Raw genomic sequence first — 23,788 nt, 5'->3', positions numbered from 1 at the left:
GTCGCTGCAAAGCGAGCCGGGGCGGCATATCAAAACCGCCCTGCTCTATCAGATCGCGAAAGCTGTCCCCGTCAAAACGAAGAGATTAGCTTCCTCCCAGATGCGCGTTGCTGAAATATTCAGCGAAATTCGGGCTTTGCGTCAGAATCTTACCATCGCCATCGCGCAGAATGCCGGCCGCCACGAGATAGGAACCGATCGCTTCCATCTTGGCCGGGTCCATGCTGCCGATGGCGCCGTTTTGCCCGCGCAGATAGTGCCCGTCGATCAGCGCTTTCAGCGAGGCGTGGATTAATGCCGGACTGGTCAGGGCATCCTTGTTGGCGGCGATGAGCAGCATGGCGGCTTCTTCGGGACGATCGACGGCGAATTGATAGCCGCGCCGCGTCGCCTGGATGAAGGCCGACGCCAGTTCCGGGTTTGCCGACAGATAGGCTTCGCTCGACGAGATCAGCGTCGTATGCTCGTCGGGCACGCCGTAATCGGCATAGACGAAGCTGCGCTGCTTTATGCCTTTCAGTTCTGCCTCGACGCCTTCCCAGGTCGAGACCTCCAACGTGAAGTCGACCGAACCGTTGGCCAGCGCCTCATAGGCGGACGTGCCGAGCGTCACCGTTTCGAAAGCCCCCTTGCCGCCGTCGTGACGGATGATGGTCGAGATCAGCGCGTTTTCCCAGGCACTGCCGAAACCGCCATAGGTCAGGCCGTCAAGATCCCTGGGGCTTTTGATCTCGTCGCGCGCTGCATTGAACACCAGCCGCCCGGTCTCGGACTGCACCACGGCATAGACCGCCTTGAGATCGGCGCCGGCGGTTTTCTGGGTGAAGAGGCCAATGGAGCCGTTGATGCCGAAATCGGCAACGCGGTTGGCAACCAGCGTGCCTGCACCGGTATCGCTGTAGGGCAGGATGTCGACCTCTAGGCCGGCCTCGCTGTAAAACCCTTTGTCGCGGGCGACGAACAGGCCGATATGGTTGGTGTTGACCGTCCAGTCCAGCGCCACCGTTACTTTCCGGGCGGCCGCCTGGGCAAGAGATCGGCCTGGCCGGGCTACAAGGGGAAGGCCAGCAGCGGCAGTGAGCAGCAAGGCTTGCCGGCGCGTCAGGTCAGTCATGGTCCATGTCCTTGTGGTGGCTCGGGTTGAGGAGGATGTCGAGGATCTCGGCTTCGAGGGTGCCGGCCTGCCGTGCAGCGCCGCCGGCCAGTTCGCGTGGACGCGGCAGCGGCACGTTGATCTCAGCGACGACGCGCGCCGGCCGCGCCGACAGCACATAGATGCGGTCGGACAGGAACACAGCTTCGCGCACGTCGTGGGTGATCAGCAGCGCCGTCCAGCAGTGGCGCCGCCACATCTGTTCCAACCAGCGCTGCATGGCGGCGCGGGTCAGCGCATCGAGCGCGCCGAACGGCTCGTCGAGCAGCAGCATATCGCGTTCCTGCACCACGGTGCGCAGCAAGGCCGCGCGCTGGCGCATGCCGCCGGAAAGCTGCGCCGGAAAATGCCGTTCGAAACCGGCAAGCCCGAATTTGTCGAACAGCGGCGCAACGCGAGCGCGGGCAGCCTTGCGCCGGACGCCTTGCACCTCAAGCCCGAGCGTGGCGTTGTCGAGAATGCGCCGCCAAGGCATCAACGCGTCTCGCTGCGGCATGAAAGCGAAATGCCGGCCGTGGTCGTCGAGCGGCTTGCCGTCGAAGAATATCTCGCCCTCGCCGTGAAGCGCGCCGATCAGAAGCTGGAACAGCGTCGACTTGCCGGCGCCGGAGGGGCCCAGAATGGAGACGAATTCGCCGGCGCCGACGCTGAGCGAAATGTCGGCAAGCACGTCGAGCCCCTGGAAGGCCTTGCGCACATGCCGCAGTTCGAGCCGGTTCATCGCCAAGGCTCCCTTCCTGCGGCCCGCCCGCCGGCGGCCCGTTCCCATGGCATGGCAAGGCGCTGGACCAGCACCGTCAGCCCGAACAGGATGAGCGTCAGCACGGCGCTGACGGCGACGGCGGCCAGCACCAGGTCCGGGCGGAAGTTGTTCTTAGCGTTGAGCATGTAGATGCCGAGGCCCTTCGCCGCGCCCGCATATTCGGCGAAGATGGCGCCAACGACGGCATAGGTGATCGAGATCCTGACACCGGCGAAGAAGTAGGGCAGCGCCGAGGGCAGCCGCGCCAGGACGAAGACACGCCAGCGCCCTGCCCCAAGGGCGCGCAGCATTTGGCCGATCTCAGCCTCCGTCGCCTCATAGCCTTCGGCCAAAGCCACCAACATCGGAAAGAAGGTGACCAGCGCCACCAGCAAGATCTTGGGCATCAGCCCAAAGCCGAACCACAGCACCACCAGCGGTGCAATCGCCACCAGCGGCAAGGTCTGACTGACCACGAAGACCGGAAAAAGGGCGCGCCGCAATGGCTGGAAGAAGTCGATCAATATCGACAGCACAAAGGCAGCGCCGAGCGAACAGGCAAAGCCGGCGAGCGTGGCACGGAGGGTTGGCACGGCGTTATCGGCCAGCGCGTGCCGGTTGAGCATTGCCTGAGCGAAGACGCGCGATGGCGCCGGGAGGATTGTCGGCTTGATGCCACCAAAGCGCGCATAGAGTTCCCACGCGGCCAGCAGCAGCCCCACCGAAAGCATCGCCGGAGCGGTTCTGGCGATGAGGTCCACGATCGGACGCGAAGGGGCGGACGGGGAGGACACGCAGGTACCTGGAGCGGATGGCGCGGGGCGCGCCGTCAGACGGCGGTGGGGCTGTTGGCCGAGACGGTGACGTCGAGCGTTACGTGGCCGGCACCCGGCCCGAAGCGGCAAAAGGCCTCGTTGAGTGCGGTAAAAATGGCGCCTGCGTCGCCGCGCAACTTTGTGCAGAAATGCTTGGAGCGCTCATATACGCCCGACTGCTTCAGGAAGTCGATGCAGCCATAGATCTCGTCCATGTGGTCGTCGGTGCCCATGACATAAAGCGAGAACTGCGCCGCCGCCGGCTGGCCGGTGGCGGCTACGCCGCGCACGGCGGCGATAGCGGCTTCCTTGCGCGGGCCGAGCGGCCCGGCAGGTCCGCCAAACGCGTCGGAGCGGCAGATCGGATCGTCCGGCTCGCCCGGGCAGCCGCGCGAGATGGCGGCCGAAAGCACGCAATGCTTGCCGCTGCGCGCTGCCGCCACGAACAGGTCGCGCATGGCAGGAAACAGCACCTCGGGCGGCCCGACCAGCAAGGTCGAGATATCGTCGGTCTCGATCCGCAGTCGATCACGATAGGGGTCCAGTGCCCCGAGCGCGCCAAGGATGACGCCGACAAAATCGCCGGACATCGGATATAGGGAAATCTGTGCGCCTGAAAACATCGCCCGCCTCGCTCCGCTGGTATTACCCAGATCAGCTTCTAGGGTCTGTGGGCTTGCCGCCCCCGTCTCAGCCCCGACCGTACGGAGCACCCCTGTGGATGGGCGCGTTAAAGCACCAATCGGGTAGCTATGAAAGCTGTTTTTTCAGGACCATCGCCGGAAATGCATTGCGCCAGGGCTGATTGTGGCGGTTCCGTCGGGCCCGGCCATAAGGGCAAAATTTGTCCGGAACCTTCGCCACTACGAGGGGTTGTCCCTATAGTCGCAGACGCGACGAACTTCGTAGAAACGAGCGAAGACTTCACAGAAATGGAGACAAACCATGTTCATGAAAATCCTCGCAGCTTCGGCTCTTACAATTGGTCTCGCGACTTCGGCGATGGCGCAAAGTGCTGGCGGAAACGGCGCCAATAATGGGCCCGGCAGCGGCCAGTCGGTCACAGTCGACCCGAACACGCCGGCATCGCCGAACACGGTGGATCCTGGCACGACCGGCAGCACGACCGTCATGCCCGACGGCATGAATTCGAACGCGGACCGGAACTGTCCGGCCAGCCCACAAGGTGCTCAGCCGGATGCCAGCCACACCGCTCCGGGCACGGCTTCGCCGACCGTCAATGACAAGCATTGCGGCAAGTAGCCATTGGCCGGAACTGCTGGAGAACGCCACGGGGCGCCTGTTCCGTGGCGTTTCCGTCTCTGGATGTATCACCCTCGCCGAACAGGCTGGCGCCTGAAATGCAACCCGTCATCGGCCGAGCCTGGCAGGAACCGGGCTTTGTTCGATCCGGCGCCTACGAAACAGCCTTTTCGCGAACCGGCAGCTTCCAGCCCGGCCTGACGAAATGACAGGTATAGCCGTTCGGGTATTTCTCCAGATAGTCCTGATGCTCGGGTTCGGCTTCCCAGAACGCGCCGGCCGGAGCCACCTCGGTGACCACCTTGCCGGGCCACAGGCCTGAGGCGTCGACGTCGGCGATGGTGTCTTCGGCGACGCGCTTCTGCTCATCGCTGGTGTAGTAGATCGCCGAACGGTAGCTCATCCCCACATCGTTGCCCTGGCGGTTGCGTGTCGTCGGATCATGAATCTGGAAGAAGAACTCCAGCAGCGTACGGTAGCTCACCCTGGCGGGATCGAAATTGATCTCGATGGCTTCGGCATGGGTGCCGTGGTTTCGGTAGGTGGCATCAGGCACGTCGCCGCCGCTGTAGCCGACGCGCGTGGACAGGACGCCCGGGATGCGTCGGATCAGATCCTGCATGCCCCAGAAACAGCCGCCGGCAAGCACCGCGCGTTCGCTTGAAGTCGCCATATCAAATCTCCCCAAAGCAGCTCCGGGAAAGGTTGTAGCCGTTTCCGTCCGGAATTGCGCACGATAAAACTGGAGGCCCGGCGCTATGACAGCCGCTCCAGGATTTCCCATAGATGGGCATTGCCGTCGGCTTCGTCCAGTCGACGGGCGCGTCCTGCTGCCGATCACCACGGGCGCGCGGCGTCACTCCCCAGGCCTGAACCTGCGCACCACGACCTCGAATACGATATCCGAGATCCACATCGCGCAGACGCCGATGAGGAATGCGGCCGCCAGCGTCGTGGTGTCGTCATTGGCCATCGGCAGGCCCATGGCGCGGGAATACTGGACGACGGGCAGCGTCAGATAGGCGGCGGCTAGCGCGCCGCAGATCGGCGAGGCCACCATCTCGCGCGGCTTGTAGCGGTGGCGCGACAGCGCGCGCAATATGCCGCCGGACAGGCCGGCGACCACCACTGGCACCTTGATGCCGAGCAGGTCGAAAATATCATGCATCATTTCATTGTCTCGCGATCAGGCAACAGATGACCGATCCGGCACCGAAGATGAGCAGTCCCCGAGCAGCAGGACCCGAATCGAGCGGCAATACGATCGTCATGGTTTCCACCCGCACAGTTTCTCGCCCTTGCGGTTGTGCGCCAGCAGCGTCCGGACTTCCGCATCCGACAGCGCTGCGACGGCGGATGCGGACAAGCGCAGCGGGCTCGAGACCGCGCAGAATCCGCCGGTGACGGTGGTGCAGCCGGCTACCGCGACAAGTGCTACGGCCGCTGCGACAATCAATCCCTTGCCCATGACCTGAGCTCCTTTCGGGCAGTGGCGGCAGGCAGCGCGCCGATTTCGTTGTCAACCTGGTCGGCGACGTCGCGCGCCGCCGCCTCGGCCGCGGCCTGCCGGCTGCGTTCGGCGCGCTCGCCGGCAAGCCGCTGGCGAACACCCCAGCCAAACGCAGCGACGATGGCCGCGCCGATGCCGAGAACGGTCGAATTGCTGAGCAGGAAGGAGAGGAGCGCGCTCATTGATTTGGCGCGTCCTTGACGAGATAGCCGACGGCAAACACGGCTAGCGGCAGCAGCGTGGCCCATGTCTCGGCATCGTACCAGGATGGCCAGACATTGCGCACGAAGACGCCCGAAATCGAAACGGCGGCGGCGGCGATGGTCGCGGCCGTCAGCTTGTTGGTCGGGCGGATGGTCGGCTGGGTTATGGTGACCATGATCAGAACATTCCTTGCAAGGCGGCGGCGATGTGATGCCAGGCGGCGTAGGCGACGAGCAGGCACGCGGCAATGATGCCGCCCGCCTTGGCGGCGGCTGGGATGTTGGCGTCGGCAGGCGCCGCCGCGAGCGGTTCGACGGCATCTACGGCAGCAGCGCCGCCCGGCGCCGCCGCAGCAGCGGTCGGTGCAGGATCTGGCCGCGTGGCCGATGCCTCGCCTGCCCCGGCAGCCGTCAGCAGCAGCGCCTGTGCGCGGACGGATCCGACCCGGCTCGACCAGCCTTTGCCGAAAGTCGGCCAGGTCGGAAGCCGCTTCAGGAAAGCGAGGCGGGCATCGCAGAGATTGTCGATGACGACAGCGGCCGGTCTGGAACCGACGGCAGCGAGCGTCTCGGGCCCGATGCGGCCGTCCTGGACGGTGCCGACCACTGCTTGAAGATATTTCGCCGCCCTGCCCGGCCCGCTGTTCACGGCAAAGTCGAACACTGCGTAATCCACACCGTCGGGCAACTCGGCGCCAGCCACCGCATCCCAGTAGAAGCGGCGGTACACCGTAGCGAGCTGGGCATCGCTGATCTTCCTGAGATCCGCCTTGGCGGCATCCGCCTTCACGTAGCGGCGGAAATTGGCGAGCGTGACGCCCTTCATGGTGGCGCCGCCCGGATCGGCGGGATTGTCCCACCAGCCGCCTTCGGATTTGAGGACGAGCGCAAGCGCCCGCGTAAAATTGCGGTCCATGATATCCCTTTCGATTTCTGGTGGATGGGGTGCGTGGGTGATCGCCGGCAGCACAGGGGTGCGAATAGTCGCCGTTGCGCGCGCCTCGGTACCTACTTGCAATGCATCAAAACCGAAGGTCGCCTTGCGCGCCGGCCGGCGCATGGTTAGAAAAAATACAATTTTAGGACGAACAGGTCTGGGATGAGAGACTTTGTTGGCGCCGCGCGGCGCCTGGCCTTCAACAGCCTGTCGGCCGCCATCGATCGCCGCTGGAACGTCGACCCGCTGGGCTCGGCGCCGCGTGCCCCGAAAGAGGAATATCTGAGGCTGTTCGAAGCCACCCGGCGCGTCTCATTCCCTGAGATCGACAGGCTCGAAACCGAAACAGGCTTTGCCGTCGATCGCGACTGGCTCGACGAACTGGCCCTCCACACCCAGATCACCATCAAGACCAGCGCGCTCGCCTACCCGCACGGGCGGGTGCTGTACAGTCTTCTTCGCCGCCAGCTGGCCGACAGCCCAAGGCCGTTCACCACCGTCGTCGAGACCGGCACCGCGCGTGGTTTCTCAGCAATCTGCATGGCCAAGGCGCTCGCCGATGCCGGTGCCGGCGGGCATGTCGTCACGCTCGACGTCCTGCCGCACCATCACCGCTTCTACTGGAATTGCATCGACGACCATGACGGCAGGAAGTCGCGCGCCGAACTGCTTCGGCCGTGGCAGCCGCTGGCCGACCGGATCATTTTCCTGCAGGGCGATTCACTCTTTCAATTGCCCAGGGTCGGCCTGAACCGGATCCACTTCGCCTTCATCGACGCGCAGCACACCAGGAAGAACGTGCTGGGCGAGCATCGCTGCGTTTCGGGCGTTCAGCGCGAGGGCGACATGGTCGTATTCGACGACGTCACGCCGGGGTCCTTCGATGGCGTGGTCGAAGCGGTCGCCGAGATCGAGCGGCAGGGCCGGTACGAGGTGCGCCGTCTGAACGCGTCCAAGCAAAGAACCTATGCCTGGGGCATCAGGCGGTGACGAGACGGCAGCCCGGATAAACCATCGGAGGCGAGACTTTGCTCAGAAATATCGCCCGGAGGCTTTATCTCGGCACCCGCCGGAACATCGATATTAGCCCCATGGCGGCCGATGACTACCTGAAGGTGCAGTACAGGGGCGACAAGCTGGAATATGTTCTGCCTCGCGTAAAGATCATCTCGACGGTCCAGTACCTGATCCGGTTCCTCGAAGGGCGCCGCCCGCCGTCGTCGATCCTGGATGCCGGGGCGCGCGACGGCTGGACCGTCAGCCTCTTCAACCAGCTCGGACTGGACAACGTCACCGGCGTCGAACTGATCGAACCGCTGGTGGCGCACGCCAGGGCCAACGGACGCAATGTCGTTCAGGGCGACTTGCACGAACTACCGTTCGCCGACGGCTCTTTCGGCCTGGTTTTTTGCCGGCACACGCTGGAACACACCATGGATCCAAAGAAAGCCATGCGGGAGCTGGTGCGGGTCTGTGAACCGGACGGCATCATCTTCATCACCCTGCCGATCGAGCGCAATGCGCGGGGCAAGCACACGGTGGCCGTTCCCAATCTGCGGCTTTTGAAGCAGCTTGCGCTGGATGCGGCCGGCCAGCGGATCGACATCCTGAAGATCGCCCGCTCCGCCGAGACACGCGTGATAATTCCCGACGGCGACGAAGCGCTGCTGATCCTGCGCAAGAAACCGAACTAGCGCACCACCCAGCGATTCAACCTGACCGCGCGGCCGGCAGCGGCTGCTGCCGGCAAGGCATTGGTCAGTGTCACCGTGTTACCCGAAGGTGCGCCGTTCACAGTTGTGTGGTGCCATTGGAGCTCTGCTCCGGTAATCACAGTGTCAAGTTCGATTCCAATACGGTCGCCAGCGGTGATTCCCGCGACGCTTGCTAAGCCAATCGTGGTGGCACCGGAAATGGCGGCGGTGGAGACGGTGGTCTTCAGTAGGAATGTATTTCGATATCCACCAAATTGCGCCCGCTCGATGGTCGCTCCAACGGGAAGATAGCTTTCCATAAGGAAGCTATAGCAAAGCCGGCTGATGTCGGTCTCTTGGTCACGCAATCGCAGTATGGGCGCGGCGAAGCCTTGTTCAAAATCGATACTTTCAATGATCGTTGCGCCAATCCATCCGGACGCCCCAACGAAGAATGAGGCAACAGATGGGTGTATCCACAGCCAGTTGGTCGAGAATTCATAAACCGATGCACCGGTCCGAGCGATTGACTGGCCGTTGCTGCCTTTTGCATAGTACGGGGCATTGCCTGACAACACGGTGCCAGACGCGTCGAAACAGATGACCGTAATGGCGCGCGAACCGTTAAGGAAGTTGAGGAACGCGTGCTGTGTGGTGTTGGCTTTTTTGTAGATATGGCCGACAGCCTGGCCCGAGCTTGACACCACAAGTTGGCCGTCGCCGTTGGCCCGCGACGTGCGCGCCGTGACACCATTGGTCAGGAAGGGCGATGGAGCTGCATAACCGCCGGTCGCGCTGTCGTACAAAACGACGCCGGGTACTGTGATGCGGCCTTCGGCCTGCACCGGAAAGAACCGCTCGCCCTGAAACCGCCTCACCAAGTTGGCCCCGCCAGTCGGCCTATTCGACATATCTCGCAGCGAGACAAACAGGCGCTTCAGATCAGGCGAAAGAATGTTCGCGTCATCGATGCCTGACGCACTCAAAAGATCAATGTTGAAGGAGGCGAAGCCGATCGCGGATGGCACGTTGACGAGGGCAAGTGTGTTGGTGAAGGCGCTGTAAGTTTCGATGCGCGCATTCTTGAAAAACACGGTGGTCAGGTTGCTGGTGCTGCCGAGCGCGGCGTAGATGAAAGCTGCATGGCCGACGCCGGCCGAGCCGCCATCAATGCCGATTTGGGGGCTGTCGATCAACACCTCTTCAACGGCAGCGGTCCCGGCGAGCGTCAGCTTGAAGGTGCCGCGACCCGCCGCCTTCTGGTTGGTGCCGATGTACCAGGTTCCACCGCGGAACTGGTTGTTTACGAAATAGCTCGCGCCAGCCAGATCGCAATGCACATGGGAGCCGTTGTTGTAGAGAGTGATGATGTTGAATTCGTTGCTGACCCAATTTGTATTTGCCGCCAGGCCGTCGAAATAGAGCCCTTCGTCATAACCACGGGCAGCAAGCCAGAGCTTGCTCTCGGCCATGCCGCCGAAGTGAATGCCTCGCGTGTTGGCGACAACAGATTTGTCTGGTGTATTCTGGACTTCCAACCAAATCTTTGCGCCGCGCAAAACATTGGTTCCGGTCCCACCGATGCGGACCGCAGAAAGGCCGTCGAAAGCACCGCGTATCAGCGCCCCCTTGCCACTGATCTCGCTGATGTCGCGCCAGTCGATAGAAGAGCCAACCGCGTAGTATGTTGCTACGGCAGGCAGGACGAGCACGGCCTTGGTAATCCGGCAATAGGAGCCGAGCGCGTTTAACGCAAGCGCGTTGTCGGCAAGCCCTTCACGGGCGCCAAACATCGTGGCGGTGGCGACGCTTTCATTCAACACCCAAAAGCCGCCATTGACCGCATCGGTTGTCCCGTCCGGCATGAAACGGTCGGCGGAGCGGAAATAGGCCAGCGCCGGGTAGCCGCCGGCGGTGATCGCCGCGCGCGACATGCGGGCATAGTTGGCGCCGCCCACCAGGGTTGCCGGGGTCGTGAAAACCGGGGCGTAGAACTGGGTCCTGATGCTCTTGACGCCGGCAGCGATCGTCGAGCCCGATGCCGTCGCCACGGAAGCGTAGATCGGCACGTTGACGCCGGAAACCTGCGCGGCGTCGGCGGCATATTGCTGGGCCAGGTCGCGCGCGAGTTCCGCGATGTGGATGACTGCCGCCAGCGCTCCGCCGATATCCCCGAGCGGATCATCCGACAGATAGTAGGAGATCACGATGTCGCTCGTGCCGATCACCGGGTTGAGGGTTTGGAAAGCGTAGACCAGGCCACCCGAAACAACCCCCTCCTGCACGTGAACGGTCGTTCCCTTCTGCACCGTGCGCGCGGTGCGGGCGTCCGCCGCGCGGTACCAGTAGCCCTCGCTCGCCGTATAGATGCCGTTCAGCCGGGCGTCTGACTGGTTCTTGACCAATACCCGGTCGCCGACGGCGGTCAAAACCCCGTCGATCGTCTTCAGGCCGAGGATCCAGGCAACGCCGTCGACGATGACCGTCTCCAGATTTGCCGTCGTCGCCAGGCGCACGGGTTCTCGCTCGCCCGTCAGCAGGCGAACGGCGGCAGTTGCGGGTCGGGCCATGAGGCTTGCTCCATAAAAAAAGCCTCGCGAAAGCAAGGCTTGGAATTCGGGTTGGTTGGCGGCGTGGCGACGGGTTCGGATGGGATAAGCGCTGGCCCGTGCGGCCACGGCGCCACGGTCATTCAGGGTCTTCCTTGAGAAGTTTGGTCACGTTCGCTCGGCCAGGCGAGAGACAATTCAGCGGTCGGTTTTCTGTCCTTGGGCACGCACTTCCTGAACAAGCAGCAATGCCGGCTTGCACCCGGACTGGCTGCCGTGTTAACACCCGCGCACTGCGGTGGCTTGCGCTATGGGAGCGTCAATGTCGCAGCGCTTCCACAAGGTGTGATTTCCGATGAAAAAATCCGCGATTGTCGTCGCTGCAAACGACAACCGCACGGCAGAAGAAAGGCCGTTCGCTTCCCGGTACAAATCCGTCGGAGCGGTGGCGGCGCCGGCGGATTTACAGGCAGGAAGCGAGGAGCCGACCGAAGCCCGGACCCTGACGGCGTTGCAGATGTTCTGTCGCGTGGCGGGCGTCTAGATCGCCTTTGAGGCTTCATCCAGACGGCAAGGACAGGCTCTACAGTCCCGACCCGCTGTATCTGGTGGCCTCCTTCCACAGGGCGAGCGCAAGGGCGGGTGTCCGCCCCTTCACCACATATTCGCGGTCCCGGTAGCTTCCGGCCGCAATCCACACCGTTTTCGAGCGTTGATAGATCGTAATGCCCCGCTCGCTCGCCCGCGCGAACAGATCTGCGTCATTTCGATACATCGGTTCCAACCCCTGTGGCCCCCTCGAGGGGTAAGGTGCAACGAACATGCCAAAGTTTACGCCTAGCTAATATTATGCATCGCAGAGCTGCCAGCTGCGCCATCGAAGTGCACTGGCAGCCCTAAAGCTAAGGTGTTCCGTGGGTGTTTCCGCTGTATTGCACCTGAACTGCCCCCAGGTAACAGAATAGACCAATCCGGAAACATTTGCATAAAATTGTATTCTTCAGCCATCGGCGCCACTGGGCCAGCAATTCACCCAAACCAAGAAGTTGGACGACGGCGTGCCAGACTTCGGTGAGCGGGGCCACTACACGCGTCGGAAGGCCGGGCGGCCCGTGGGGGCACTGCGGCAGCCAGGCGAGGAACAGCTGACGGGAACGCGCTATAGCAGGCCGGATTCGCTCATCCCGCGGATCTTGGCGTTGCCTCCCGTCCGCCGGCCGGCCATCGCGTTGGCGGCCGAGTAGCCGCGCGATGGAGCGACAAGTAAGCGGCTCTGGACTCTAGTCGGGCAATAACGCTCTCCTGAACTCCACGCTGATCCGAGGCGCTTTGACGCCGTCGGCCACGACGCGGGTGATCCACTACGCATTGCCGACGTCGAACAGTTGGATGGATGCGGAAGGAAGCCCCAGTTCATCAAGCACATCTAAGGCGCGCTCCGACATCACGAGGTACAGTTTCTGATTAATTCCGAAGTCGTCGAGACCTGCTTTGCCGTCCACCTTGAGCCAGACAAACGGAGGGAGCACAACGTCGGGCTGCACTAGATGAAAATCCTCGGAAACGGTCACCTGCGCATCGGCGAATGTGGCGCCAGAGATGCCGATAGCGAGTAACCCACGTTTGGCTTCTTCGGTCACAAGAAAACAAGGAAACGAGGTCACGAGTGCATCTCCCAGCCAGCCCGCGAAATGATAGTGGAGCTTGCTCACAATGGGCGGATGAACGCTGGCATCCTCGACAGTGTCATCGCCTAGCTCACCGGCTACTAGAGGCTTTACTTCATAGTATCTCATTACCGAATTCTCGGCCGTTACGGCAACGGGCCGAAGTTCTTCCGCCCCAGCCATCATCTGGCCAAACGCAACAAGGCTGCGCCATATTCTTGCGACCACCGCATTCCCCTTTCAGGTCTTTGGAGAGATCCGCCTCGGTCATCTCCACCTTGTCGCTGCCGAGCTCGAGAGCCAACACCTGTCACCGCATAGGATCGAAACGATCGGAATCCCTTTCCTCTCGAAGCCGGCGCCTCCGGCCTCCCGCTCAGGTGGCTTCATCAGAAAAATGTAGCCGTCTCTCCGAGCTCGGGCAGAATGTGCTCTTCCGCGGTTGGTCTCTCCCCCGGTTTAGTTAATTGGTTCGATCGTCAGGATTCGGCACCGCGACCAGCGCCGCCCCATACGGATTAGAGCCAAATGCAACAATTTAGAGGCCGCCATTCCAATTTACGATTTGAGGTTTATTGGGGTCCCCGGAGGCAATCCCTTCACCTTCGCTATGACCTGGCCCATAATGTGCCAATAAACCTCGAGGTCCGACAGCTCCTGATTTGAGATGTCATCTTCTCCACCCAGGAAAAGCGGCTGCTTGTAGCCTATGCACTGGTCATAGGCTGGCTGCGCTCCGCCAGCCGCCAACCAGTCCTCCACATAGATGTTAACGGCCAATGCAGCGTCCGGGTTGTCTACAATCAGAGCGTCATGGAAAGTCTCTATATTAGCCGGTATTTCAAGGGCTTGCCCGGTACCAAGTTCAAACAGGACCACACCAGGCTGCCCGTGCTCAAGCCGCTGATTGTCGACTGCGAACGTCGAGCCTTGCCAATCATAGCCGAAGCAAGTGATCCGCCCGTTGGTTTCCGGGAAGCCAAGGTTGATCCTTGCGTTCCAAGCTGGCAAATCCTGAGCGTGGATAATCCGGTACAAGCCCTGCTTGAAAGAAGCGCCTCCGAAACTACTCAGCAACTCATTCAGGCCACGAATTTTGCTGTCCACGCCAGACTTAGCCGGGTCCGCCGCCACCCTGCTTTCAATCGGGAAACTTTGCCGGAATGCCTCGAACATTACCGCTCTCCAATCGTGACTTTATCTATGATAGTTCCAATAGGTAGATCTTTGATTAAATTATGAATTTGCGTACCCAGACTTCGATTAACACTGGCATCCAACCTGGCAAAATTGGACAATTGGTGGAGTCCTCCCAATTGCAGATCGATTATATGATCAATATCGCTGCCAAATGGAATTAGAATCCCGCGGCTTTGAAAATTTTCCTCGCGGATCTCACTTTGCGGACCGCGTGGCTAACCACGGTGATGCCTTCCGGTCAACATCATCACCTTGAGGTCTGCCGCCGCTCGCTGTGCGGCATTCCAATGAGACATGTAGGTTAAATGGAGGTTTTGGCGGACGGAAGTCGTGCTGGTTGGGACAGCGCTTTCAGCGGGCGGAATTGGGCTGTCCTCTGCTTTTTGAGGCAGCGAAGTCCGTTCCGAAGTTGCCAGTTCAGCAGAATCTCTTGCAGCGACAGAACCATGGTCCACCCCCTCCGAGAAAGTCTTCTTCGAACGGCTTGGCGAGCTTAGCCGCGCCACCGCTGCGAATTGCCGTGAGCCCTTTAGTAAAAGCTTGGCCTAGCGCCCTTAGAGCGGCAATGCTTTCAGAAGGCGCTCCGGATGAACTGGGGAAAGAATTCGACAGTGCGGCAATGGCCTCGAGAGGGTCACTGCGCAGAACCAAGACTGGTGTTAACGCTTGCATCGACGGCCGCCATATTCTCCAGTATGTCGCCTCCGCCTAGCTGCAAATCAATTCTATGATCGACATGGCTGCCGGCGGGCACACGGTTACCAGCAGCCAAAAATATTCTACGAGGCTTCATCTGTAACGGCGCCAGCGCCTTCGCTCTCCGCTGGAAGCGGGTGGGATTACGGTAACAGCGCACTGATTTCCTTCTTCGCCTGCCTCGCTTCGCAGCTTTGCCGATTTGCTTGGCAATCGGAGTCAAAGATGCCTCGTTGCCTACACAAGTGCCGACACATCACTCTTGAAGCAGCGACTGGTCGCGACCGATGGCCTCCACGGTGCGGCGCCCAGTCCTCAATGCCCATGAGCCATAGGGCTTGCTCCATGAACAAAGCCCCGCGAAAGCGAGGCTTGGAACAAGGGAACCGCTACAGCATTGGACGACAAGCCTAACTCAGCTCCCTTCTGGAGGTTCGAGAGGCTTTTTGCTTCGCCTCCATGGCGAGCTTTTTGTATCGCGCCGAGCGTGCCAGCCCAACGGCAAGTCTGCCAATTGCGCAACAGTTTCGTCAAGCTCCACTATCTCGACCAAGCCTACTAGAATTAGGTCATCTTGATCAATTTCAGCTTCATTTCCATAAAATTGCCACGACTCATCATCGGCATCATGTGAAGCGTATCCAATCCAGCCGCCGCCATGAAATATTTTTCGGGTCGAAATGACAGCTAAATTTCTTGGATCTTCGAACTTCCATCCATCCATATTGCCACCTACAATCTCCTTTCTCGCCTGCCTCGCTTCCCCGGTTTGACAGCTTTGCCGTTGTTCGGCAATCCGGGTCAAAAGCGCCTCATTGCCTACACGTCACTCTTGAAGCAGCGGCTAGTCGCGACCGGTGGCGAGGCAACGGGAAGATCTTCTCGTCCAGCCCGGTGCTGACATTGACCGAAAACTAGCATGTGACGCTGCCCAGATGAGCTTTGGCGTTATTCTCCACGATCAACATGGCGAAAGAAGTTGACGAAAGCGACCGCTTTCAAGTGAGCGGCTTCGGACTTCTAGCCGGGCAATAACGCCGCTTCTGAACTCCACCCTGATCCGGGGCGTTTTAACGTCTGCTACGACGCGGGTGCCACACTATTTGTTGCCGACGTGGAACGGTTCGATGGATGCGGAGGGTAGCCCTAGTTCATCAAGTACATCGAGGGCCCGCTCCGATATAACGAGGTACAGTTTCTGATTAATCCCAAAGTCGTCGTGACCTGCCTTGCCGTCCACCTTGAGCCAGACAAACGGAGGGAGCACGACGTCGGGCTGCACCAGGTGAAAATCCTCGGATATGGTCACCTGCGCGTCGGCGAATGTGGCGCCAGAGATGCCGATAGCGAGTAACCCACGTTTGGCTTCTTCGGTCACGAGAAAACAGGGAAACGAGGTCACGAGTGCATCTCCGATGCCAGCCCGCGAATTGAAAATGAAGCTCGCTCACTATAGGTGGATGGACACTTGTATCCGTGACAGTTCCCTCGCCCAGCTCTCCGGCTACCAGAGGCTTAATTTTATAATATCGTCCCAATCCACTACTTTGCCCTTTCGGTGGCCGCTCGGCGGTCTTCGACACTAGGCGGTTATCCATTGCCTCAGCATTGAAAAAATTCCACACCTATTTGACAACCAGTTCCAATCTTCCACTCAACCGTATGCAATCTGAAGTTGAATACGTCAATACCCGCGCATTTTAAGCACCTACAATATTGCACTGGCAATCCGTCGCAATTACGCAGATCCTGCGAGTCAATGTTTACAATATAGAAAGACGGGGCTAACTCAGCTTCGATTCTTGCAGTTCGTCGGGCATTTTGGCACGCTTCCATGGCGAAGTTTTTGTATCGCGCCAAGCATGCCAGCCATAGGGCAAATCAGCCAACTGCAAAATGGTATTATCCTTTTCAACCATTTTTTTTAAGCTTACTATCATGATATCGTTTTCATCGAAATCTTCTGATCCATGCGCATGAAATTGCCACGATCCATCATCATCATCATGCACCACGCGGGCAATCCATCCACCATTACGTATAGCTTTCCTGTTCACAAAAACAGCTACGTTCTGTGGGTCTTCAAATTTCCAGTTCGTCATCGCTGCACCTACTTATTCGATTTTTTCCTGTTTCTAATTCTTGCTACCAGCTTTGCATTGCTGTAGCTATTCGATCCAGGAGATTTGTTCGGATCAGCTGGAACACGCGGCTCTATATGATCATACTGCGCTTCGTTGGACGGAGGAGTCACGCCTCTTTTACTCTTCTTAGCCGGGACCAATTCTTGGCCATCCTCGTCATCTCTTAAAACGCCACCATTCACCCTCCTATTCTGTTCGGCGATCTTCGCTTTCTGCGATCTCGTGAAATTCTTGCCAGCCCCAACAGTTGGAGGGTCCTTCAGGTTTGAATAGGGTCTCTTTATTATCCCTTCTGCCGTGGGGGTTGATAGAATTTCTTTCGCCCCCCAGACCGAGATCGGCAGAGATATGTCATCCGAGATGATTTTTGAATTGGCGACGTTGGGATGCCTAGCGAGTCTTGCAGTCACCTGGCTGGCAATCGCATTGAGGCCCTCGGCAAGTACATTGGCGCCAGCGCCCCAAAGGGCGCCGCTGGCCGTCCCCCCAGGGACGCTCCCGCCTGTGTTGTAGGCGTATACCCCACCGTAAGCGCCACCCGCCACGCTCCCTACGGCGGTTCGCGTGCCGAGACCGGCCAACCCGCCGCCCTCCGCAGCCACGCCGATCCCTACCCGGCCCAGCAAGCTGAACAGGCCTTTGGCGGCGCCATATCCTGACAAACCGGCGCCAAGGCCCTCGGCCACCCAACCGGCCATGCCAGCCCGGTCCTCGGCGTCCGCGGTCTGCGCCTGCTCTTCTTTGAGGCGCTCCTCATAGCCCCCACCCGATTCCGACGGGGCCAGCTTGGCGACGAGCGCGTCCGCTCCGCCAGCGGTCGCCCCCTTGGCCATGATCCGACCGATATCTCCGAAAGCCAGGCCGAACTGCTGCAGCGAGGACATGGTGCTGTACTGGGCTTGGGCCGGATGTTTCCCAATCCAAGCCAACCCGTCCTTGAGCGCTGTAAGTTGGGCTTCCAACAACTCTGGCGTCATGTTCGGATCTTGGGCGGCCCTGGCCCGCCATTGGGCTTCCGCCGCCAAGGAAATCTGTTCGGCCATCGCCCTGCGCGCATCTGGATCGCGAACCGCCAAAACAATCGAACTCAACTCCGCAAGGCGCTCTTCGAACGGCACGCCTTGGTCGATGTATTTCGCGGCTCGCTGATCAGCTGACGCCCAGGGCAGCGGCAGTATCCTGTCGAAACCCATCTCCTGCTGGGCAGCGACGACCCAGGTGATGGCAGTCTGGAACTCCTCGGGAGTTGCGATCTTGCTCCAGTCCGGGGCCTGGCCCGGGAACATTTGGCTGACATAGCCAACGGGGTCAGCACGCCTGGCGCCCAGCACCAATTGCGCGGCGCCGGCCTCTATCTCGTATTGCTCGCGCTCTTCGGGTGAGCCGTTGGGTGCGGGCTCAAAATCCCGAAGTTCAGCATGTATCGCCCGGTTCGGCGCGCGACGTATGTCGAAGACCGCACCGGCTACCCCAGCCGTTATGTTGAACGTCTTGAAATGCTTGGCGCCCTCTTCCGCACCGTAGATATCGACGAAGTCCTGCTCGGTCGGCCTCTCCTCGGGATATTGGCCCGTGCTGGCGATGACAGCCGGGGCGTTTTGCTCCGCGAGTTGAACCTTCGCGCGGGCATTGACCAGTTGCGCGCCGGTCGCCGTGTTGGCCTGATTCCTCAGCGCTGCGAGATCGCTGGGCTTCAGGTAGGTGATAACGTCGAGTGGTATGGTTGTCTTATCATCCGGCGTCGTCGAACTGCTTCGCGCTAATACCTGCGCACGAACGTCGACCAGCGTAAGCTTGCCAGTTCCATTCCCGGCGGCGACATTTGAGCTGCCCGAGGCGTTGGAACCACCAACAGCCTCGGCGCTGTCTTCCTTGGTCTGGCTTCCAGCTTGCGCCCCACCCAGCATCTCCGCGGCCCGCTGCGGATCCTTCGCGATCATCGCCTGCACCAGCGCCTTGGCCGTGTTGCTGCGCCAGGCGGCTTCCGCCGCTTGCCTGATGAGCGGGTTGCCGATCTTGGCAATCAGGTCAAACCCGCTTTGCCGGATCGCCTCGAAGTTCGCGGTGTCGTTCGGGTCGCTTTGCGCGATGGCGCTGGTGGACATGGCGTCGACCTTGGTCCACTCGGCCAGCTCATAGTCGTCGCGGCGCTGGCGCTGCCGCCGCGCCATGCGCCACGCTCCATCCAGGCGCATCGCCTCCTTCTGCCTGGCGAAGTCGGCGCGCTGGCTCTCGGGCATGTTCGGCAGGGCCTCGTCGAACAGCATGTCGAAGAGGCCTGATTTGACCACGCGGCCGGTGCGCGGATCGACCAGGCCGTACATGGCCTCGTGCAGGCCGTTGCCGTCGGCCGGCGCATTCGCCGTCACCTCGTCTTCCGCCTGCGCGATCTGGCCGTCGAACCGGCGGCGAAGGAGATCGGCGTCGAACGCCTCCTGCTGCTCCTTCACTTGCTGATAGCGCTCGGCCACCGCCGAGAGCTCGTCGCCCAAGCCTTGCATGGCCCTGCCGACCGGCGCGCTGTCGGGGTAGGAAACCACAGTGCCGGTGTCGAGCCGGCGCGTTGCCAACTGGAGAGGAATGGTCGCCATTTAAATGTTCCCTGCCCACGGATTCCTGAGATTCGAGCCGCCGAAGATCACGGCGCGGCCGGTTGCCGCGCCCGGGCTCTTGGTCGGGATTTTGGAAAGGCCGCCAAGCAGCGCGTTGCCGGCCTTGAAGATCGAGGCGGCGGCCGCCTGCCTGCCGGAAAAGCGCGCGATGGCGGCTTGTGTGTCGAGATTGTTCTGGCGCAGCCGCGAGCCATACAGGATGGCGTCGAGATCGAGTTGCCCCTGCCTGGCATTGGCCGCCAGCACCTCGGCCGGCGAGCCAGATATGCCCACGCCGGAGGCGCCCGCCTGGGCCCGCGCCTGCGAAAGCAGGAGATCCTGCCTGTGGCGCTCCTGGCTCTGTTCGAAGGCAGCACTTTGCGCATCGGCCTGCGCCTGCTGCCCGTAGGCCTTGGCCTGGTAACCGGCCGCCTGGTTCTGCTGCCGGCCTTCGATCAATGCGCCACCCACCGAGATGGCCGTGCCGAGAAGGGCTAATGTGCACATGGTCAGCCTCGCTGGGATGCGGCAATGGGGTTTTTCCTGGCTGCCCGCGCGCCGAGCGCCGGTCGCGGGTCGAGCGCGCCGCCGGGGTTGGTGAACGACAGAAGCAGCCTGTCGGCCTGGAGCGCCGGGCGGCTGAGGCGCGCCGGCGCCGCCGCGCGCGGGCCGGCCATGGCGGCACGGCGGGTGCGCGCGAGGTTGACCTTGAGCTCGCCAAGCCCGGTGGCGTCGAACAGGCCATTGGCGGTGGCGATGGCGCGGGCGAGCGCATCCGCCTCGAACAGGTCCTGGCGCAATAGCTCGACCAGCCGGCGGGCGTTGCGCCAACGCTGCGTCAGCGCCTCCGCCTTGGCCTTTGCCTCTTCGCCCAGCGCCTGGACATCGGCGCGCGCCTCGCTCGCGGCGGCGGCGGCGCGGCAATTGTCCGCCGCCGCGATGGCCTTCTCCAGCAGCGCGATGGTGTCGTTGCAGTCGTCTAGCGCGATCCGCGCGGCGCAGAGATCGCCGTCGCCGAAAATGGCGCGGTCCTCGGCCTGTTCGCAGTCGCGCCGGCGGGCGATCGCGCCGTTGAGGTCGGTTTCGAGCAAGGCGATGACGGCCGCGAAGTCGGCAGCCGTCCGCGCCCTGCCGAGCTGTTCGGCATGGGGGGTGATGGTCACGGGATGGATCCTTGTGGTAGGGATGGGAGGCGGTGGAGCGCCGATCTCCCCCCTTGTTGTGGGGGAGATGCCCGGCAGGGCAGAGGGGGGCGCGAAGGATCGCGGCTTTGATCAATTCACGAGCGACGATCGCCCGGTAGAAGTGGGTTGCGTGAGAGGCCGGCGGGACAGCGCCCCCCTCTGGCCTGCCGGCCATCTCCCCACGAGGGGGGAGATTGGCAGCCGCGCTGCCTTCGCCGGTCTCCAGCGTCAGATCAGCCGCCCTACGGCTCGGCGTCGAACACCGGCGTGAATGCGCGGATCGTGCAGGGCGTCGGGTTGACGTGGCGGATGCGTACCCGGCCCTGCCCTTCCCAGCTGTCGTCGATCGGCACCTCGACATTGCCGGTGAACAGGCTCGCCTTGCCGTCGGGCGCGACGATGGAGGGCATGCGCACGCTTTCCCAGCGGCCGCGGATCAGCGACTGCACCTGAAGCCCTGTCGTGTCGGTCTCGAGCAGCGACAGGATGACACCCGCCACCTTCTTGCGCCGGCCGAGGATCGAGCCGTCCCGGCCGGCGACGTCGAGCTCCAGCGTGTCGGCCTGCGACTGGAACGCAAGCCCGGCCTGCCATTTGGCCGCGACGGCGCCGCCGGGCAGCGTCACCTGGCCGGAGGCGACCGGCAGCCCGCGATGGACCTTGCCGCCGGCCAGCACGTCGACCCTTTCGCCGTTGAGATGGCCAAGCCCGGACACGGTGTTGACGGCGGCGCCCGAATAGGTCAGGCCGCAATCGACCTGGAAGGCGTCCTCCAGCGCTCCGTATTCGAACGGCGCCGTCATGATCTCGATATAGCGCCTGGTCACGCCGCCGATGGTCCGCCTGACGATCAGCCAGATGTCGTCGACGCCGTTCTGGCCGGGCGTCACCACAGCGCTTTCGACGGCCGCCCAGCCGGACCCGGTGACGGTGCCGCCGAAGCGGTGGCGGTGCATGCCGCGCACCTCCTGCGAGGGCTGGTGGGTGTAGCCGCCGAGCTCGCCATTATCGAGCGGAAACCACAGCATCGGGTCGGGGTCGGTCTGGAACGCCAGCTCGACCACGCCACGCTTGGCGATATGTTCGGAGATCTGGCCGATATCGTCGGAGGTGAAGCGGCCGGTCGAAGCCTGCGTCAGCTCGGCGATCGAGCGGCGCGAGCGTGTGACATAGAGGAACGACTGGCCGGCATCGACCGGGCGGATGCGGGCGCAGCCCGACGTGCGCGAGCGCCGGTTCTTGAACGAGGAGGGCGTCAATGCCTCGTCGATGCCGGAGCCGGAGAGCGCGCGGATGCCGCCGAGCGTCCCGATCAGCAGGGCGCCGTCCGATTCCGCGATCCACGTGATGTCGTTCGCCTGGCCGCCGCCGGCCTGTAGGAATTCCAGCGCGTCGTCATCCTTCTCGCCCAATGCGAAATTGTTGAAATCCCCCGTCGCCGATGCGTAGACGGAAAACTTGCGGCTGAAAGCCAGGCGCTCCTCGTAGAGCGATCCGCTTTCGACATATTTCCCCGGCACAAGCGTGCCCAGGCGCCAACGCGATATCGGGCTGAGGTCGGGCAGTGCGAAACCATGCAGTTGGACTTTCACCGCCGTGGCGCTGGTGCGGCTGGTGATCTTGGCCCAGCGCCAGCGGCCATCGGATGCGAGCAGGCGAATGGCCCGGCCGACGTCCGAAGCCTGGAAGCCGGCGCCGCCATTGATGCCGGCGGTCGATGACGCCGTGAGGTCGAACGGCGTCTGGCTGGCCGCCGCCCGGTTGAGGTTCAGTTCGGAAAACGCGCTGTCCGAGGCGCCGTTGATCGCCTTCCATGTAAAGCGGTGATATTCGAACGCCAGCTTGTTCAGGAATTCATAGTAGCGGGTTTCGCCGCCCGACCAGCCGGTCTCGCCGGTGCGGCTGTCGAGCGTCACCCATGTCGCGCCGTCATTCGATCCTTCGAGCACCCAGATCGTCGGCGTGCGGTCGACCGTCCCGCCTGTGCGTGCGGTCAGGTAATAGTTCTCGACGATGGCCTGGGCGCCACCGGCAAGCTGGTAGGTGACCGAGCCGTTGGTGGCACCGGTGATGCCGCTGTCCGTCTCTGTCGCCTTGTCGAAAAGCTGGTAGGCGTCCCCTGCCCCGCCCATGCCTGAGACCGTGCCGGAAGGCGCGTTGTTCGACGTCATCTTCGGCGTCAGCGCGCCATAGTCCGCGGGCGTCAGCGTGGTCGGCGTATCGTTGATGTCGTCATAGGGCCCGTCGTCGATCGCGTAGTCGTCGAGCGCCCATGCCGTATGGGCGGTGCGCGTCAGCACCTTGAGCGGATAGTCCCTGTGGGAAATCCACATCTGGTCCGCGGACTGCACATAGTCGAGATCGAACAGGTCGGCTTCAAGATAGGGCGAGGCCACCTCGACCGTGCCGACACGCGCGCCATAGGCGTAGACGCGGATGTAAAGATTGCCGAATTCCAGCATATAGGCCTGATCGGCCGAGAAGATGAACGGGATCGCCCGCGTCGCCCTGGCGGATGTCTTGACTTCGCCGACGAAACGGGTGCCGCCGCGCTTGCGGATGCCGCCATGCGGCAGGGTGACGAAATTCTCGCATTTCGACAGCGCCGCGCGGTAGAGATCGAGCGAGGCGCGCGCATGCAGGCGCGGCGAGATCTCGCCGCGGGTGAAGACATCCTGGACCGGATAGAGCGTCGCCATCAGCGCATGGCCCCCGCACCAAACCGGCTGTCGCCGCGCCGCATGGCCCAGCTCGATATCGAAAGCCGTCCGCCGCGCTGGATGGCCTGCGCGGTGAAGGCGGCGTCCAACGCGCGGTCGTAGGCCGAACGCGCTATGTCGATCATGCCGGCCTTGTGCGTCAGCGGATGCGCGACCTTGATGGCGAGTGCCGCCACCAGCACTTCGGTGAACAGCGCGTCCCAGTCGTTGGGGTCGGTGAGGTTCGCGACATAGCGAATGGTGAGCGGTCCCGCCTGGTCGCTATAGACCAGGCCCGCCTCCTGCCGCCACGAGATCGCGATGCCGTCCGGCTCGCCTTTGTGGGTCAGCGGCAGCGGGCGAAGACAATCGACGGGGAGTTCATAGACCCAGTTCAGCGTGCAATCGCCGGAACCGGTATCGCTGCCGGCCACGGATGCCGAAAGGATGGCGAACACCCAGGCGTATTTCGTCAACTCGGCTTCGCGGGTCAGGTCGAAATGCATGTTGAGCAGGCGCGCGGCCTTGATGTCCTGGTCGAGGCTGTCGATCGGCGCCTCGTCAAGGACGGCCAGCGCCATATTGGCGATGTCGGTCGGGGTTATGGCCATGGGTCAGCGCCTCCGTGGGTTGTGATTGCGGCATGAAAAAAGCCGCTCGAAGCGGCTTGGCGGGGTTGTTGGCGCGCTACGGCGCCCCCCTCTGTCCTGCCGGACATCTCCCCCACGCGGGGGGAGATTG

The 23,788-nt window shown here is 62.2% G+C and carries 25 protein-coding genes and 1 riboswitch; of the genes, 4 read left to right on the top strand and 21 right to left on the bottom strand.

Going from position 1 to position 23,788, the window contains the following annotated elements:
- Nucleotides 1–85: 85 nt before the first annotated feature.
- The 4 genes from LB533_RS25360 to LB533_RS25345 all read right to left on the bottom strand — a co-directional run bounded on the left by LB533_RS25360 (nucleotide 86) and on the right by LB533_RS25345 (nucleotide 3,333).
- Complete coding sequence (locus LB533_RS25360) at nucleotides 86–1,114, bottom strand: ABC transporter substrate-binding protein (RefSeq protein ID WP_140644366.1); 1,029 nt, start codon at nucleotides 1,112–1,114, stop codon at nucleotides 86–88.
- The gene (locus tag LB533_RS25355; RefSeq protein ID WP_140644368.1) at nucleotides 1,107–1,874 is read right to left on the bottom strand and encodes an ABC transporter ATP-binding protein; all 768 of its coding nucleotides are present in this window, start codon (nucleotides 1,872–1,874) and stop codon (nucleotides 1,107–1,109) included. The genes LB533_RS25360 and LB533_RS25355 overlap by 8 nt, the downstream gene beginning before the upstream one ends.
- Nucleotides 1,871–2,626, bottom strand: a complete 756-nt coding sequence (locus LB533_RS25350) for an ABC transporter permease (RefSeq protein ID WP_140644391.1) — start codon at nucleotides 2,624–2,626, stop codon at nucleotides 1,871–1,873. The genes LB533_RS25355 and LB533_RS25350 overlap by 4 nt, the downstream gene beginning before the upstream one ends.
- A gap of 98 nt (nucleotides 2,627–2,724) precedes the next feature.
- A complete protein-coding gene (locus LB533_RS25345; RefSeq protein ID WP_140630751.1) occupies nucleotides 2,725–3,333 on the bottom strand; it encodes a YkoF family thiamine/hydroxymethylpyrimidine-binding protein in 609 nt (202 codons plus the stop codon).
- Nucleotides 3,324–3,437, bottom strand: a riboswitch (TPP riboswitch). It overlaps the preceding gene by 10 nt.
- 218 nt (nucleotides 3,438–3,655) lie before the next feature.
- Here LB533_RS25345 and LB533_RS25340 point away from each other — a divergent pair.
- A complete protein-coding gene (locus LB533_RS25340) occupies nucleotides 3,656–3,973 on the top strand; it encodes a hypothetical protein (protein ID WP_140644370.1) in 318 nt (105 codons plus the stop codon).
- A gap of 154 nt (nucleotides 3,974–4,127) precedes the next feature.
- On the opposite strand, the gene msrA is transcribed toward LB533_RS25340, so the two are convergent.
- From msrA to LB533_RS25310, 6 genes are all read right to left on the bottom strand, one after another.
- Nucleotides 4,128–4,646, bottom strand: coding sequence for a peptide-methionine (S)-S-oxide reductase MsrA (gene msrA, locus LB533_RS25335; protein ID WP_140644372.1), 519 nt, complete (start codon nucleotides 4,644–4,646; stop codon nucleotides 4,128–4,130).
- 183 nt (nucleotides 4,647–4,829) lie between these two features.
- Nucleotides 4,830–5,141 carry a hypothetical protein gene (locus LB533_RS25330; RefSeq protein WP_140516297.1) on the bottom strand — a complete coding sequence of 104 codons (312 nt, stop codon included), beginning with the start codon at nucleotides 5,139–5,141 and terminating at the stop codon, nucleotides 4,830–4,832.
- 99 nt (nucleotides 5,142–5,240) lie between these two features.
- The gene (locus LB533_RS25325) at nucleotides 5,241–5,441 is read right to left on the bottom strand and encodes a hypothetical protein (protein ID WP_224678450.1); all 201 of its coding nucleotides are present in this window, start codon (nucleotides 5,439–5,441) and stop codon (nucleotides 5,241–5,243) included.
- A complete protein-coding gene (locus tag LB533_RS25320; protein WP_224678449.1) occupies nucleotides 5,426–5,665 on the bottom strand; it encodes an ABC transporter permease in 240 nt (79 codons plus the stop codon). Before LB533_RS25320 ends, LB533_RS25325 begins: the two co-directional genes overlap by 16 nt.
- Nucleotides 5,662–5,862, bottom strand: coding sequence for a hypothetical protein (locus LB533_RS25315; RefSeq protein ID WP_224678448.1), 201 nt, complete (start codon nucleotides 5,860–5,862; stop codon nucleotides 5,662–5,664). Before LB533_RS25315 ends, LB533_RS25320 begins: the two co-directional genes overlap by 4 nt.
- A gap of 2 nt (nucleotides 5,863–5,864) precedes the next feature.
- A complete protein-coding gene (locus LB533_RS25310; RefSeq protein WP_224678447.1) occupies nucleotides 5,865–6,602 on the bottom strand; it encodes a glycoside hydrolase family 108 protein in 738 nt (245 codons plus the stop codon).
- 183 nt (nucleotides 6,603–6,785) lie between these two features.
- Here LB533_RS25310 and LB533_RS25305 point away from each other — a divergent pair, with 183 nt between their 5' ends.
- Nucleotides 6,786–7,613: an O-methyltransferase gene (locus LB533_RS25305; RefSeq protein ID WP_224678446.1), complete on the top strand. Its 828-nt coding sequence runs from the start codon at nucleotides 6,786–6,788 to the stop codon at nucleotides 7,611–7,613.
- Between the two features lie 101 nt (nucleotides 7,614–7,714).
- Nucleotides 7,715–8,317, top strand: a complete 603-nt coding sequence (locus LB533_RS25300) for a class I SAM-dependent methyltransferase (RefSeq protein WP_224678445.1) — start codon at nucleotides 7,715–7,717, stop codon at nucleotides 8,315–8,317.
- Here the strand turns inward: LB533_RS25300 and LB533_RS25295 are convergent.
- Nucleotides 8,314–10,887, bottom strand: a complete 2,574-nt coding sequence (locus LB533_RS25295; RefSeq protein WP_224678444.1) for a hypothetical protein — start codon at nucleotides 10,885–10,887, stop codon at nucleotides 8,314–8,316. The genes LB533_RS25300 and LB533_RS25295 overlap by 4 nt on opposite strands.
- Nucleotides 10,888–11,221: 334 nt before the next feature.
- Between LB533_RS25295 and LB533_RS25290 the strand changes: the two genes are divergently transcribed.
- Nucleotides 11,222–11,410 (top strand): hypothetical protein, encoded by a 189-nt coding sequence (locus LB533_RS25290; RefSeq protein ID WP_224678443.1) that lies wholly within the window; start codon nucleotides 11,222–11,224, stop codon nucleotides 11,408–11,410.
- Between the two features lie 817 nt (nucleotides 11,411–12,227).
- Here the strand turns inward: LB533_RS25290 and LB533_RS25285 are convergent.
- From LB533_RS25285 to LB533_RS25240, 10 genes are all read right to left on the bottom strand, one after another.
- A complete protein-coding gene (locus LB533_RS25285) occupies nucleotides 12,228–12,761 on the bottom strand; it encodes a hypothetical protein (protein WP_224678442.1) in 534 nt (177 codons plus the stop codon).
- 330 nt (nucleotides 12,762–13,091) lie between these two features.
- A complete protein-coding gene (locus LB533_RS25280) occupies nucleotides 13,092–13,709 on the bottom strand; it encodes a T6SS immunity protein Tdi1 domain-containing protein (protein WP_224678441.1) in 618 nt (205 codons plus the stop codon).
- Nucleotides 13,710–14,844: 1,135 nt separating this feature from the next.
- Nucleotides 14,845–15,234 carry a hypothetical protein gene (locus tag LB533_RS25275; protein ID WP_224678440.1) on the bottom strand — a complete coding sequence of 130 codons (390 nt, stop codon included), beginning with the start codon at nucleotides 15,232–15,234 and terminating at the stop codon, nucleotides 14,845–14,847.
- A 294-nt stretch (nucleotides 15,235–15,528) separates the two neighbouring features.
- On the bottom strand, nucleotides 15,529–15,831 hold the full coding sequence (locus LB533_RS25270) for a hypothetical protein (protein WP_224678439.1): 303 nt from the start codon (nucleotides 15,829–15,831) through the stop codon (nucleotides 15,529–15,531).
- A 382-nt stretch (nucleotides 15,832–16,213) separates the two neighbouring features.
- Nucleotides 16,214–16,531 carry a hypothetical protein gene (locus tag LB533_RS25265; protein WP_224678438.1) on the bottom strand — a complete coding sequence of 106 codons (318 nt, stop codon included), beginning with the start codon at nucleotides 16,529–16,531 and terminating at the stop codon, nucleotides 16,214–16,216.
- An 8-nt stretch (nucleotides 16,532–16,539) separates the two neighbouring features.
- Nucleotides 16,540–19,164, bottom strand: a complete 2,625-nt coding sequence (locus LB533_RS25260) for a hypothetical protein (RefSeq protein ID WP_224678437.1) — start codon at nucleotides 19,162–19,164, stop codon at nucleotides 16,540–16,542.
- On the bottom strand, nucleotides 19,165–19,671 hold the full coding sequence (locus LB533_RS25255; protein ID WP_224678436.1) for a hypothetical protein: 507 nt from the start codon (nucleotides 19,669–19,671) through the stop codon (nucleotides 19,165–19,167).
- 2 nt (nucleotides 19,672–19,673) lie between these two features.
- Complete coding sequence (locus LB533_RS25250; RefSeq protein ID WP_224678435.1) at nucleotides 19,674–20,327, bottom strand: hypothetical protein; 654 nt, start codon at nucleotides 20,325–20,327, stop codon at nucleotides 19,674–19,676.
- A gap of 263 nt (nucleotides 20,328–20,590) precedes the next feature.
- Nucleotides 20,591–23,047: a hypothetical protein gene (locus LB533_RS25245; RefSeq protein WP_224678434.1), complete on the bottom strand. Its 2,457-nt coding sequence runs from the start codon at nucleotides 23,045–23,047 to the stop codon at nucleotides 20,591–20,593.
- A complete protein-coding gene (locus LB533_RS25240; protein WP_224678433.1) occupies nucleotides 23,047–23,658 on the bottom strand; it encodes a hypothetical protein in 612 nt (203 codons plus the stop codon). Before LB533_RS25240 ends, LB533_RS25245 begins: the two co-directional genes overlap by 1 nt.
- Between the last annotated feature and the right edge of the window lie 130 nt (nucleotides 23,659–23,788).

It is taken from the genome of Mesorhizobium sp. BR1-1-13 (assembly GCF_020165515.1).
Classification (GTDB): Bacteria; Pseudomonadota; Alphaproteobacteria; order Rhizobiales; family Rhizobiaceae; genus Mesorhizobium.
This window is presented reverse-complemented; position numbering and strand designations above follow the sequence as displayed.